The 13,221-nt window shown below is 49.5% G+C and carries 11 protein-coding genes; 2 read left to right on the top strand and 9 right to left on the bottom strand.

Annotated elements, in window-relative coordinates:
* Positions 1 to 6: 6 nt before the first annotated feature.
* Complete coding sequence (locus AC5FXQ_RS17330) at positions 7 to 1,386, bottom strand: MBL fold metallo-hydrolase RNA specificity domain-containing protein (RefSeq protein WP_493603678.1); 1,380 nt, start codon at positions 1,384 to 1,386, stop codon at positions 7 to 9.
* A gap of 173 nt (positions 1,387 to 1,559) precedes the next feature.
* On the opposite strand from AC5FXQ_RS17330, the gene AC5FXQ_RS17325 reads away from it, so the two are divergent.
* The gene (locus tag AC5FXQ_RS17325; protein ID WP_493603677.1) at positions 1,560 to 2,819 is read left to right on the top strand and encodes an alkaline phosphatase family protein; all 1,260 of its coding nucleotides are present in this window, start codon (positions 1,560 to 1,562) and stop codon (positions 2,817 to 2,819) included.
* Between the two features lie 76 nt (positions 2,820 to 2,895).
* Here the strand turns inward: AC5FXQ_RS17325 and AC5FXQ_RS17320 are convergent, their stop codons facing one another.
* On the bottom strand, positions 2,896 to 3,492 hold the full coding sequence (locus tag AC5FXQ_RS17320) for a hypothetical protein (RefSeq protein WP_493603676.1): 597 nt from the start codon (positions 3,490 to 3,492) through the stop codon (positions 2,896 to 2,898).
* 288 nt (positions 3,493 to 3,780) lie between these two features.
* Positions 3,781 to 5,028, bottom strand: coding sequence for a CYP152 family fatty-acid peroxygenase CypC (gene cypC / locus AC5FXQ_RS17315; protein WP_493603675.1), 1,248 nt, complete (start codon positions 5,026 to 5,028; stop codon positions 3,781 to 3,783).
* A gap of 228 nt (positions 5,029 to 5,256) precedes the next feature.
* On the opposite strand from cypC, the gene AC5FXQ_RS17310 reads away from it, so the two are divergent.
* A complete protein-coding gene (locus AC5FXQ_RS17310; RefSeq protein WP_493603674.1) occupies positions 5,257 to 5,655 on the top strand; it encodes a hypothetical protein in 399 nt (132 codons plus the stop codon).
* A gap of 52 nt (positions 5,656 to 5,707) precedes the next feature.
* On the opposite strand, the gene AC5FXQ_RS17305 is transcribed toward AC5FXQ_RS17310, so the two are convergent.
* The 6 genes from AC5FXQ_RS17305 to AC5FXQ_RS17280 all read right to left on the bottom strand — a co-directional run bounded on the left by AC5FXQ_RS17305 (position 5,708) and on the right by AC5FXQ_RS17280 (position 13,196).
* Positions 5,708 to 6,805: an N-acetylmuramoyl-L-alanine amidase family protein gene (locus tag AC5FXQ_RS17305; protein WP_493603673.1), complete on the bottom strand. Its 1,098-nt coding sequence runs from the start codon at positions 6,803 to 6,805 to the stop codon at positions 5,708 to 5,710.
* A 149-nt stretch (positions 6,806 to 6,954) separates the two neighbouring features.
* Positions 6,955 to 7,470 carry a hypothetical protein gene (locus tag AC5FXQ_RS17300; protein WP_493603672.1) on the bottom strand — a complete coding sequence of 172 codons (516 nt, stop codon included), beginning with the start codon at positions 7,468 to 7,470 and terminating at the stop codon, positions 6,955 to 6,957.
* A 336-nt stretch (positions 7,471 to 7,806) separates the two neighbouring features.
* Positions 7,807 to 8,859, bottom strand: coding sequence for an FUSC family protein (locus AC5FXQ_RS17295; RefSeq protein WP_493603671.1), 1,053 nt, complete (start codon positions 8,857 to 8,859; stop codon positions 7,807 to 7,809).
* A 93-nt stretch (positions 8,860 to 8,952) separates the two neighbouring features.
* Positions 8,953 to 9,690, bottom strand: coding sequence for a TonB family protein (locus AC5FXQ_RS17290; RefSeq protein WP_493603670.1), 738 nt, complete (start codon positions 9,688 to 9,690; stop codon positions 8,953 to 8,955).
* 59 nt (positions 9,691 to 9,749) lie between these two features.
* Positions 9,750 to 12,650: a PD-(D/E)XK nuclease family protein gene (locus AC5FXQ_RS17285; RefSeq protein WP_493603669.1), complete on the bottom strand. Its 2,901-nt coding sequence runs from the start codon at positions 12,648 to 12,650 to the stop codon at positions 9,750 to 9,752.
* 123 nt (positions 12,651 to 12,773) lie between these two features.
* Positions 12,774 to 13,196 carry a VOC family protein gene (locus AC5FXQ_RS17280; RefSeq protein ID WP_493603668.1) on the bottom strand — a complete coding sequence of 141 codons (423 nt, stop codon included), beginning with the start codon at positions 13,194 to 13,196 and terminating at the stop codon, positions 12,774 to 12,776.
* Positions 13,197 to 13,221: the final 25 nt, after the last annotated feature.

Below are 13,221 nucleotides of genomic sequence, written 5' to 3'. Positions count from 1 at the left end.
CAGCTTTTAGTGCAAGTCATAGGTCTTACCCATCTCAGCGATCGTGCAGCTCCAGCCAAGTGTGTCTGTTATTTTTAGCCGAAGTGCCTCCAGCGCCTGGGCTTCCCCGTGGTTGAGGTATACCTGTAAGGGAGCGTCTTTCAGATGGCCAATCCACCAAATCAAGTCGTCCTGGTCGCCGTGCGCTGAAAGGGAGGAGATCTGCTGGATCTCGGCATGCACCGGATAGTAATTACCCTGCATTTTGATTTCAGTGGCCCCGCTCAGTAACAGGCTGCCACGGGTACCTGGTGCCTGGTAACCTACTAATAGTACTGTGTTTTTAGCATCATCCAGCAGTCGCTGCAGGTAGTAAAGCACCCGTCCGCCGGTTACCATACCACTGCCGGCAATGACAATCTTCGGCCCTGGCTTATCGAGTACCCGCAGCGTTTGCTCAAAGTCACGGATTACGTGCACATTGTGCATCATGGTGCGGCACTCGGCATCACTCAGACTGTGCCAATCACGGTGGTGCAGGTATAGCTCCGTCACATCAATCCCCATCGGCGTGTCAAGGTAGATCGGTATAGGCGGTATGCTGCGGTCTTCCCGTAGTGTGTTCAATATAAGCAGCAGTTCCTGTGCCCGCTCCACAGCAAAACTTGGGATTACCAACACACCACCTTTTTCAATGGTATGGTTCACGTATGCCTGCAGCTCATCGTAAGCAGAAGCCTGTTCGTGCAGCCTGTCGCCATAGGTTGATTCCAGCACGAGATAATCCGTCTCCCGGATAAAAGTGGGAGGGTCCATCAGAAGCGGCTGACGTCTACCGATATCACCCGAAAAAACGATTTTGCGTCCTTTGCACTTGAGTTCTATAAAGGCAGAACCCAGTATGTGACCGCTTTTCCGAAAACAGAACTTGAAGTCTTCGTTGATGATCACCCACTCATTGTCGTCGTGTGTTTCGAAGAGCGGCATTGTAATATCTACATCAGCGGAGGTATACAGCGGCTTGGCTGGGGTATGCTTTGAATAGCCTCTGCGGTTGGCTTCGGCAGCGTCCTCTTCCTGTATCCTGGCACTGTCGCGGAGTATTATTTCTGTTACGTCACGGGTGGGAGTAGTGGCATAAATAGGGCCATTATAACCGTTCTTTGTCAGTACAGGCAGATAGCCGCAATGGTCCAGGTGACCGTGTGTCAGAATGATGGCATCCAACTCTTCTACATTCAACTGCAGGTCCTGCCAGTTGAGCAGGCGCAATTGTTTGAGCCCCTGAAACAGACCACAGTCAATTAACACCTGGTGCTTATCTGTTTTGAGCAGCATTTTAGAGCCGGTAACCGTACCTGCGCCGCCCAGGAAGGTCAGTGTAAAAGGAGGGGTTTCGTGTAGCATCTGTTTTGTCTTTGCGATGAGGCAAGGTATACAATCCTTAGCTGCTGAATAATGACAAATGTCTCTTTTTAATAATATATGTATAGCAACTTTACAGGTGTAGATAGACGACTAAACATTAAAATAAAGCTCTTCATCTGTTTGCTACGCATGTTTTAGCGTATCTTCGCCCCATGAAACAGATTCCCGTATTGCTGGTTTGCCTGCTCTGGCATGGACTGGCATTCGCACAAGTAGACACGGTGCAGCGTGTCATCCATGACAGGTATAACAGCCCGGCGCAACAGGAAAAACCTTACGTCATTCTGATCTCGGCCGACGGTTTCAGGTATGATTACGCAGATAAGTTTGACGCTAAATTCCTGAAGGCGAAGCGGTCAGAAGGAGTGGAGGCTGCCTCCATGCTTCCGGCTTTTCCTTCCAAAACTTTCCCAAACCACTATTCTATTGTGACAGGGCTATACCCGGCCAGCCACGGACTGATCAACAATTACTTTTACGACCCGCAGCGCAAGGAGCATTACAGCATGCGCGACCGCAGCAAAGTGGAAGATGGCAGCTGGTATGGAGGTACCCCACTTTGGGTACTGGCCGAACAGCAGCAAATGGTAGCGGCCAGTTTTTTCTGGGTAGGCTCTGAGGCGCCGGTACAAGGTATACTGCCTACGTATCATTACCAGTACAGTGAGGTGATGCCCATTGAGCGCCGCATTCAAACGGTGGTAGACTGGCTCAGTTTGCCAGCTGAGAAGCGTCCGCATCTCATCACGTTTTACCTGCCGGAGGTAGACCATGCCGGGCACCGCTATGGTCCTGATGCGCCACAAACAAAACAGGCTGTTCTGGAACTGGACAAACACATGCAGATGCTGACTGAGGCCGTGGCCAAAACAGGGCTGCCGGTGAATTACGTATTCGTGTCAGACCATGGTATGCTCAAAGTGGATACCCAAAATACGCTGCCTATGCCAGCGGCTATTGATACGGCTAAGTTTTTGGTGTCAGGTGGCGGCATGGTCGTGGAGTTGCATGCCAAGGATAAGAAAGCCGTGAAGCCAACTTACCGGAAGTTGAAGAAAGAGGCAAAGGAGTATCTGGTATATAAGAAATCAAACATGCCAAAACACCTGCACTACGGAGCAAAGGACGACAGGTATGGCCGTGTGGGCGATATCCTGCTGCTGTCCGATGCACCAAAGGTATTTCACTTTTCGTCACGACCGCCTTCACCTGGCCAGCATGGTTATGATGCCACCCAAGTGAAAGAAATGCACGCTACCTTTTATGCCTGGGGGCCCGCTTTTAAGCAAGGCGTTAAAGTAAATACTTTCGAAAACGTGGATGTATACCCGCTTATTTCTGAAATACTGGGTTTGCCATACAAGCATAAAATTGATGGCAGCAGACATTTGGTTGAGAAAGTACTGCAATGAATATAAGTCATGTCAGACTTAAAAAGTAAAGCCTGCTCCAGTTCTCTGGGGCAGGCTTTACTTTAAATATAGCGACTTAATTACCTGCAGGCAGATAAATCTGCAGGCCAAGACTAATGGAAAGACCAGTAGCTGATCCTCCAAAATCTACGTTAGCATTGCTGCGGATCAGGTTAAGCATACCTTCTAGCGCCACGTTTCTTGCTACAAAGTATGCATAGCCACCGCTAACACCATATACGCGGGAAAAAACTGAATCGCCTTCACTATCTTCTTCAGAACTACCAGCTAAACCTACAATGGCTTCACCAAAAAATCTGCCGGTAGGAGAGGCTCCCTCAGGGAAATAGTAGCGTACAAATGGCGTCACACCGTATCGGAACGATTCGCCACCACTGTAGATAGACAAACCTAGCTGCGCCTGAGCACCAATCACTGCATTATCACTGATAAAATAGCCTGCTCTAGGAGTTAAATCCAGGCTGAAGGTTTTGGACTTGAAGTTATGACCAACATTTGCAACACTGGCGCCAACAATCCAATTTCCCTGTTGTATAGCATCACTAGCTACCGGGGCTGATGTTTGAGGCCGGGGAAGGTCTTCAACATCCTGCGCAAAAACATTAGTTGACAAAAAAATAATTAAAGCTGATAGTAAATAAATTCGTTTCATAGTAGTCATGTTTATAGTGTTAAATTGTACTTAATTAACTAGTAGTGTGTTATAAATATAAACGGAGGAGATGGCCTTTTGTTTGTTTGTCAGCTTTTTAGCCATTTTACAGCTGTTTAAAGCGAGATGACACCAACAATAAAATTGTACTAAAGTTCATCTATTCATTAGCGAATGAAGCAATATTTTGAGTGAAGGTGTTTTGGCACAGTGTAGAAACAGCCATGTCAGCTACTGCACAAAGCGGTAGCTGACATGGCTGTTTCTAATAGAAGGAAAATTGCAAGTTTAGATTCGCCTGATATTGCTGATGATCACGCCGCTTTGCGGGTAGGTCGGCATACGGTCAATCTTGTAATGTAAGTTCTGATGGGGCACCTCGTAAGTAATGTGATTCACCAGAAAGCCAAGTGCCTGTTTCATCACCCCAATCGTGATCCATTCGCCGGCGCAGCGATGCCCGAGTTCAAACTCGCCGCCTCCCTGCGGAATAAAATCAAAAGGACTGCCTTGCCAGTTAGCGAAGCGCTCCGGTATAAAAAGCTCAGGCTTTTCCCAAAGTCGGGGATCATGGAGCATACCGTAAACGTCGAGCAGTACCAGCTTTCCTTTTTTGAAATGATGGCCTCCCCAATCAAACTCGTTCCGGACACGGGCACCCAGAAATGGTGCAAAAGGGTAGAATCGTCGTACCTCCTGCACAAACATTTCCCGGAACCGGCCGTCTGGCTGTCGGAGCCGCTCCAAATACTCCGGGTGCTTGTGCAAAGCCAGGGCGGAGAAGGCTACATAATAGGCAATGGCTACAATCGGGCGCAGCAGATTGATCAGTTCAACGGCTGCCATCTTTTTGCTCAGCAGTTTACCGGCTGTGTCGTGGTGCCAGGCTACTGTGAAGAGCGGAGAGTTTTCATCGGGGTGCAGTTTCTCTTTCCGTACCTGCTCTATGATGCTCTCGATCCATTTCTCAGCTCTGCTTCGGGCTTTGCGGCCGCGGTAATGCCGCATATCAGCCGCTCCGAAGGCATCCACCATGGCTGTAAAATCCTGTGCCCGCTGCCGCACTTCAACTGGCTTGAGCGGCACTCCTGCCCAGGCGCAGGCGCCCAGGCACATGATCTCCTGCACGTCCTCAAACAGCACAACTTCCGGCATAGTCACCCACTTGGTGATATAGGCTCGCCAGGCCCTGTCACACTGTGCCAGCAGGTGGTTTATACTTGCCTTCGACATCAGGGACATGAACATAGCTTTGCGATGACGATGTGCGGCATCGTCCATCGTCTGCACGCCGTCTTCGCCTAGCAAGGTTTTCTGTACTGGTTTGGGTATAGCGCCCTTCCGCTGAAACTTGCTTGTATCATAGAAAACCTGAGCAGCCTCCGGCCCATGTATACAGATCACTCCTTCACCCAGGAGCCTGGTCTTAAAGATATCAGTGTTAAACTGCTGCATGCGCTTATGCAGAAAAGGAAAGCCTTCCTGCAATAATTTGATGGAACTGTCGAGCGTCTTCTCTTCCGGAATGTTTGTCATAGCTTTATTTATTTCAGAACATACAATAGTACTAAGGGATACGACGCGACTGCTCACTGGTTCACAAGCAGGCTATGATGAAGCCCAGCTATACCTGTACCTAATCAGCAGCAGACCTTGCGTGATGACGGTAGCTAATTTGCTGATTGGTTCGAATACAAAACTAAAGCATCAGCACGTCGTAGCTAAATAATATAACATTCGTCTAAGTTTAAATTATATAAATATATGCATAGCTACGTCATTCTATATCGTTTCCAGAAAGAAGACTTGAACCGGAATTTTAAGGAGAAAGTGCTGGCAGCCTTTCCGAGGCACCAGGATGTAACCGATGCGGGTTTCGAATACATCGGGGTGGCAGGAGGTGAGGAGCCCGCTGTTGTTGATACGCTCAATGGGATCCTCAACGAAATGGGCATAGGCGACCATGGCTTTTTTGGCCAGAACGACTATGTGGCGCTGTACTTTAGCCGGGACAAGGATGATGATGAAGTGAAGCGGCAATTGCTGATCGGAACGCAGGATATGGTAGACAAAGACGCTGAAACCATGTCGGCGGATGCGCATCGCAATGCGATCCTGAACCTGCTGAAAGTAGATTACGCGAAGGCACAGCCAAATAAATAGGTTTAGCAAAAAAAGAGGGGCAGCCGTAATTTGCGGCTGCCCCTTGTATGTTTTATTGGGTGGTGTAGTCGCTCAGCAGGCCTTCGTAAATCCAGTTGGCAAGGGCCTGTCGGTTATCCGGAATCACAAAGCGACGCTGATCTTTCACATTGCGGATGTTTCCGAGTTCGATAAATACGGTGGGTGGATGGCTGTACTTAATCACATACAGGCTGCTCCGCTGCGTCACATTGCCGGAGTAGTCGCGGTTGGGCTGGTAACGTCTGTACTTGTTCGTGAAAGTCTGGTGGATGTTCTTGGCTAGCAGCTCCCCATCCTTGCTGTTTTCGTGGTGGTAGAAGAACACATCGATGTTCTGGCTTTCACTGCGGCTGTCGACGTGTATGGCCAGCATGCGCTGGTAGGCACCCTTGTGTTTCAGGTATAAGCTGTTTACCGCCTCGGTACGCTGACGCAGTCGCGCACTGTGGTTGAGCGGAATCGGTTTGTTTGGGTAAACCACTTCATTCCGGTCCATTTTCAGAATTCCCTCGTCACGTATTCCGTTCACCGGGTCCTGTACGATCATGTACACGGTAGCGCCATGCTCCATCAGCACACGAGCCAGGCGTATGGTAACGTCGTAGGCATATTCATCTTCTGCGAGATCGTGATTGCCATACTTGCCCACCGCACCCGGGTCAGGACCGCCATGCCCGGAGCTTAGGTAATACACAGCTCCCTGTAGTTTACTTGACTTTACTTCCACTCGCGAATACTTCTCCCCGAACAAAGGCATTTCGAGCACCCGTGCGGCTACCTTGGCAGGGCCGGCAGATACGTCGCTTCGTGTTTTACTGTCCACAGCGGCGACGCGTGTGTTGTCGCTAGCAACAGTAGCATTATCGGCTGAGGCTGCGCCCTCAGGCAAGGTATACTCTTTTCCGGCAATCAAGCCGTTATCCTTGCCAAATCGCTCCTTATTCATTTCCACGAATTTTTGGAGATGTTCGGAAGGGTTTAGACCGTGGCGGCGCAATAAGGTATAGATTCCGTCACCGGGCATCGCTACTACCTGCAGGTTAGAGCTCTGACCGAAAACGGCTAATGATGATAACAATAATAGAAGGGTGATAATAGAAGTACGCAATGCAATCAAATTTATCGGCATGTGTTAAGAATCCGATATTACTAAAAATGTATGAAGTATAAAAGACCCGTTACAAGTTCAACGCATAATATCGGAGGCTCTATATACGGGACTTTGTATTTTTTAATTCACTATTTTTGAGTGATTGCAAAACGCGCACCCGCAAATCTTTATTTCACACGGTAACTCTTAAGTTCATAGCGCCGCATCAACTTGTCCGAATCGGCATAGTACCAGTCTGTTCGGATCATGCCAATTTCAGGAGTTACGTATTCTTTAACCCAGGTCGTGCTTAAAGAAGAAGAGGCTTTCTGGGAGGTCTGCCTTTCGAAACTGAACTCAATTGCCTGGTTCGCATGCGGTGAATCCGGTACAGGTACAAGGCCTGATGTTCTTCTGTGGAAGATCCACAAGGTATAGTTCGGGTACTCGTACCCATAAGCGATGCCAGACATAGCAGGGCTAGGGTAAGTGATGTACTGTTCCCTGGCGTCCTTTCTATAATATACATAGCCATCCTTGTCATTCCGGACAATCGAGCCATTACTTAAAATATACCAGGTGGTTTTATTGATCAGGGTGTCTTTGACCACTTGGCGTCTGAACGAACTTGTTGACAGCACATCGCCATCTGTATTGTAATCTATCAGGTCGTATACCCATTCATTGCCTACCTGCAATGGCATAATGGCTTCAATGGGCTCTATATCTTCTTCTTTCTCACAGGAAAAGAAGCATAGGGATAGGCACAAAAGAGTGATGACTTTGAATAAGGGCTGCTGTTTCATAGAATTATGGGCTTTCTTATAATTGTAAGATGCTAATAATCAGTGAACCGTTGCAAGCTTTGCTAAAAATAATATTATTAAAATCATATGTAATTTCTCTACCACGACTTAATGCCCCTGCGAGGGCTTCGCTGGCCTATCTACAGCTCCTTCGCTTTCCTGCTGACAGAATTTTTATTCTGGATGGTAGCGCAAGCCAAGGGGAAACTTCAGAGAGCAGAACAGACACTGAGATTATCTTTCTACCTCTGTCAGAATTCGCCTTAGGTCCGTGAGAATACTGCCTACATCCCGTTGCATCTCAGGCGATTTAATGTCCTTAAGGTAATCAAGGCAACGGTCCTGCTCCAGGCGAGCCTGTCGCATCAGTTTTTTTAGCTGGACGATGTTTTCTTCCGAAGAATCAATCACACTTTTTCCAAATGCGGGGATGCATTTGGCGGTTGCCTCCATGGCGAGTTGCAACTGCTCCTTGCCTGCAAATGCCGATCGGAAGGGCTTAACTCTCTGCAGATCGGCCAGACTTCTGCGGATACCTCTGATCTGGATGGTAATGCTTTCGAGGTTATTTATGTGAACAGCCAGGCGATTGAGGGCCATACGTTTGTGTGTGAGCAAGAGGTTGTACTTCAGGCTTTGCTCAGCCAGGTCAAGTGTTTTCCGGCTTTCAGCTGCTTCCTTGATAAGCGCATCAACCTCGTTTCGCCCAAACTGTTTGCGCTTGCTGGATGTATCGATCAGTCTGCTTAGGCTTACCAAAGTATCGGCTGACAGGTTGCTATACCTGATCACACTTCGCTCCACATCGGGAATAGCGTTCTGCGGCACGATCAGGGCATTGATGATAACAGCTATACCTGAGCCCAGCACCGTCTCCACTATCCGTTCGAAAGCGTAGCCTTCTTCTGTATGTCCGAAAGCCAGCACCAACAGCGAGCTGATGGCTACCTGCGAAATGATCTGCGGGTTCATGCGCAGGGCCTTGGAAATGCCCATACCCAACAGAATAACCAGAAAAATGGAGATGGCATTAATGCTCAGCCAATGCCCAAGTAACATGCTCAGTAAAACGCCGCCAATAATACCCACTATACGCTGCGTCGCTTTATTCACCGAGTCGAGCACCGTCACCTGCACCGTGATGATAGCGGCAATGGGCGCAAAATAGGGATACTCCGATTGCAGCAGGGTAGAGGCGATGAACCAGGAAAGCGAAGCGGCAAAGGCGGTCTTCACAATCTGCAGGGTCAACCCCAACTTCTCCAGTATATTAATGACTCTGACCATTCCAGTCTATATATGCACCACTAGAATTAAGCTAAACTAGTTATTAATCTGCACGTGACAGCTACTGATGTGCAAGAAGAAGCCATCATCCTATTATTTTGCTGCTTGCTTTTTCCGTTGCGGGAGGCTCAGATTGATGGGAACGTCGTAAGCAACATCCACAGCTCTTCCATTTTGGTAGCCCGGCACCCATTCGGGCATGCGCGAGATGATGCGAACTATCTCCTGGTCCAGGTCCCATCTTACACCTTGTTTCACTTGAATGTTTCCTACCTTACCGCCATTATCCACTACAAAAGTTATAATTATTTTTCCCTCCACTTTGTCACGCAGTGCTGTGACCGGATAGCTGAAGTTTCGGATGATAAATGCAAGCATCTGTCTATCACCTCCGGGGAATACGGGAACGCTTTCAGTATAAGTATAGGCATCGTTGAAGTTGGTAACAGAGACTCTTGCAGGAAAATCAGGGCTGGGCGTTGACACATACGGTTCGTGTAGGCTGTACAAGTCTGCCTCTATACTGAAGCAACCCCTACCATTGGTTGGGGGCTTGATGGACGTGATATAAATGGCATTGGCACCTTTTTCGACCGCCTGTTCTTTTGCCAGTGCCAGTAAATCATGTATATCGCAAGGGGTATTACGGCCTTTTGTGAAATTTATTTCACCCAATTTCTCTCCAGTGGCTGGCAGACTTTCCTGATTGTAAATTATCTCCACCTCATGGAGCGCCGTGGGCAGATTTGCAAGGCTGCCACTTTGTTGTGCCAGCGTCTGATAGCCTGTCAATAGAAAGACAAGACAGATAAGCGGGACCGCGCTTTTCAATTGAACGTGAGAATTTAGGGTGTGAGAATGATATTAAGTATTCTTTGAGTCAGTAGGGGTTACCGCGCACAAATTCCCCGGTACGGACAATACTGGCAGATCTCCAGCTCCTTCGTTTTACGGATCAACTCATTCGGGTCGAGCAGTTCCTGCACGAAGCGGGTGATCAGCTTTTCGGAAGAAGTGATGAAGTCCTCTCCGGTCGCCTGCTCAAATGGGAAGTCGGCAGTCAGTACGCCGGCGTCGAGGTTGCGGAACGAGAGTATACCTGACTTCGGCACAATGCGGGCCGGGTCTATGTGGCTGGCATTGCGGAGCAGTAGCTCAGGTTTTTGTTCCAGGTTACGTTGCAGGATGTACTCGTAAAGCCACAACTGCCGGGCCTTGTCATACTTAGGCGACGTGATAAAATGCAGTTCCACGTCATCCGCCTTCACGCTCACCTGGTTGCGTTCTACTTTGCCTGTCTTATAGTCGATCACGCGGAGTTCTGCGCCTTTCAGGTCGATGCGGTCGGCTTTGCCGGCCACTTTCACAGGTATAAGCTCGTCACCCACCTGCACCTGCAGCGTTGTTTCCAATTGCTCTTCCAGGCGCAGTACGTAGAGCGGCAGTTCGTCGTCAGATTTCAGCAGACTCTCCAGATACTTTTCGAGCACCTGCACGGCCACTTTAAAAAGCAGGAAGTTCATGCCGCGCTCTGGTGTGGCTCCGCGTGTCACTTTCTTGAATTCGGCTTCCACCTTAGCTGGCAGATCTTGGAGCATCTGTTCTACATGCGGCTTCTCAATTGGCTTGCCATTCTGCTCAAAAGGCCGGAAAAAGTCTTCGAGCACCTGGTGCACAATGGTACCAAACTGGTCAGCGCCCAGCTGTTCTTCCACTTCGTCAATTTCCCTGATCCTGGCGATGCGGCTGAAATAGTACTGCAGCGAACAGTTGATGTACATGTTCAGGTGCGATGGGTAGAGGCCACGCTTCAGCTCCTGCCGCAGCTGCTCCAGTGTCTGGGCGTCCTTATGAATAACAATGTCCTCGTCGTACTTTTTCTGGTCGCGCAGCTCCACCGTGGCGGTCAGGTCGCGGAATTTTATCTTGGGATTGCGCAGTGCCAGGTCGTTTTGCAGCTGTAGTATGAAGCGGCTTTTTTCACCGGAACCATAGGTGTCGGACGGCAGTACGTAAAGCAGGTTCACGTTTTTGGCACGCTGCAACAGACGGTAAAAGTTATAGGCCATGGCGCCTTCGGTTTCGGCGTAGGTAGGCAGACCGAACTGCTTGAGCACATCAAAAGGCATCAGTGACTCGTGCCGTTTCGGAGCGGGCAGGGTGTTCTCGTTCACCGACAGAATGATCAGGTTCTCAAAGTCGAGCGCACGGGTTTCGAGCATACCCATGATCTGCAGATCCGAAATGGGCTCACCACTGAAAGGCAGGCGTTGGCGGGCGATCAACTCATTGAGGAACTTACGGAAACTGCGCACCGATATCTTCTGTTCCCGACAGTCGAAAATGGTGTCAAGGCGCTTGACGATGGTATAGAAAATATAGAGGTATTCGGTCTCGATGGTGCTGGGTTGGTGACTGTACATTTTGTGCAGCAGATCGATCAGCTTGTAAAGCGAGGCAATGATGTCATCGCAGTCACGCCAGGATGTGAACAGCACTTCAAACAACGGCTCGTGCTTGCCCATCTTCAGCAGGTCGTTTGCTGTGATTAGCACGCGGTTATCCTGCACGATCTGGTCCAGCACACGCTGCACAAAACCGTGTAGTTCCTGCTTGTCGGGTTGCTCGTTCAGGTATAGCTCATACCTGCGAATGAAAGGGTGGGAGAGCAGTTTGGTCACCGTGAGGTGGTGGTACTGGTATACCTTGTAGCCCGACTCCTGCAGCTGCGTTACACCAGTCAGGTGCACATCAAAGAGCAGGTCTATCAGGTTGTAGAGCGGCGTGCCTTTGAAACTGAGACCCATGGTCACATTATAGTTCGGCACCTCGTTGGGTATAGAGTGCAGCACAGGGAGCAGGAGCGTCTCGTCGGGCATGACCACCGCCACCTGCGCATGTTTGTCGCGTGTGCGAATCTCTTGTATCAGCTGCCCTGCCAGTTTGCCCTGCATGCTGGCGTTAGCTACCCCGATCACATTAATCTCTTTCTCGTCGGTAAGCAGCAGGTTTTGTTGCCAGCGCCATTCCGGCAGGTTCCAGGTGCTCTTATACCTGCGCAGGAAGCTGCCCGCCCGGTTTGGCGTGCCCTCCTCCATATAAAAGTCGTCGGAGTCGAACAGCACCTCAGCCTTATTGTGCTTGAGCAGCGTGCGGATGATCTTCTCCTCGGAATTCGTAAGGGCATTGAGACCGATAAAAAGGTACTGTGCGCAGTCAGGTGACTTGGCCAACTGCTCAATGTTATCAGATACTTTCTTGAAAGCCATACCTGAATAAGCCTGCTTACGCTCCTCCAGGTGGTCTTTCAGGTTGTGGTAGGTCTTCTCAATGTTGTCCCAGAGGCTGAAGTATTTCCTGACAGCTGGCGTGAGCTCTTTGCCCAGGTGTGCCGGATCCCAGCGCTCCAGTGCTTTGGCTTCGCTTACGTAGTCGAAAAGCTTCCCAGTGTCGACCAGGTTCTGGTCGATGCGGCTAAAGTCGTCGAGCAAGGTGCCACCCCAGGTGATGAACTGGTCAAAGTCAAGGTTGGGATCCTGTTCGCGCATCAGATCATAAAGCTCGAGCTGCAGGTTGATCGGCTCCAGCACATCCACTCCAGACAGTTTGGTGATGAAATCCTCCATACCCGACACCTCAGGTGACCAGATCGGCTCAGGGGCAGCCTGCGCCAGTGCGTTCTTGAAAAAGAAACTTGCACGGCGTGACGGCAGCACGATGCACAGTTCGCTGATGTTCTCTTTGTACTTCTCGTAAACGTATTTAGCCGCTAGCTCAAGAAAGGTCTGCACAGGTTGAGTGAGTTCTGATTGATAATAGTTGATTGTTAAAAGGTTAAGTTGTTTATCGTGCACGACTCGGACAGGTCACGACCAGTCCCTACATGATATACAACTTTCTACTTTCTAAACTTTCTAACTTAAAACGTTTCCCTTTTCATCCATAGGCAGGAAGGGGTTATAGGCGATCTCCCAGAGGTTGTCGTCCGGGTCAGCAACGTAGCTGCTGTAGCCTCCCCAGAATACTTTTTCCGGTTGCTTAAGTACGCGAACACCTTTGCCTGCCAGTTCAGCTACCAGGTCGTCCACCTCTTTTTCGGAGCGCACATTGTAAGCCAGCGAAAAACTTTTAAATCCCTTGCCATCAGCCTCCAGACCGGCATCATCTGCTAGCGACTCTTGCGGGAACAGGGCTAGCTGCAGGCCATTCAGCTGAAAGAAAATGATGCTTTCTGTGCTGCTCCCCAGCGGCTGCCAGCCAAAGATGTTCTGGTAAAACTCCCTTGAGCGCTGCAGGTTCCTGACGCCTAGCGTAATGAGTGTAATTCTCTGTTCCATAAATTCCCTCTTATCTTTTAATATC

It is taken from the genome of Pontibacter sp. LHS1, assembly GCF_058932855.1.
Note: the sequence above shows the minus strand (reverse complement) of the source record. Positions and strands in the feature narration are given on the sequence as shown.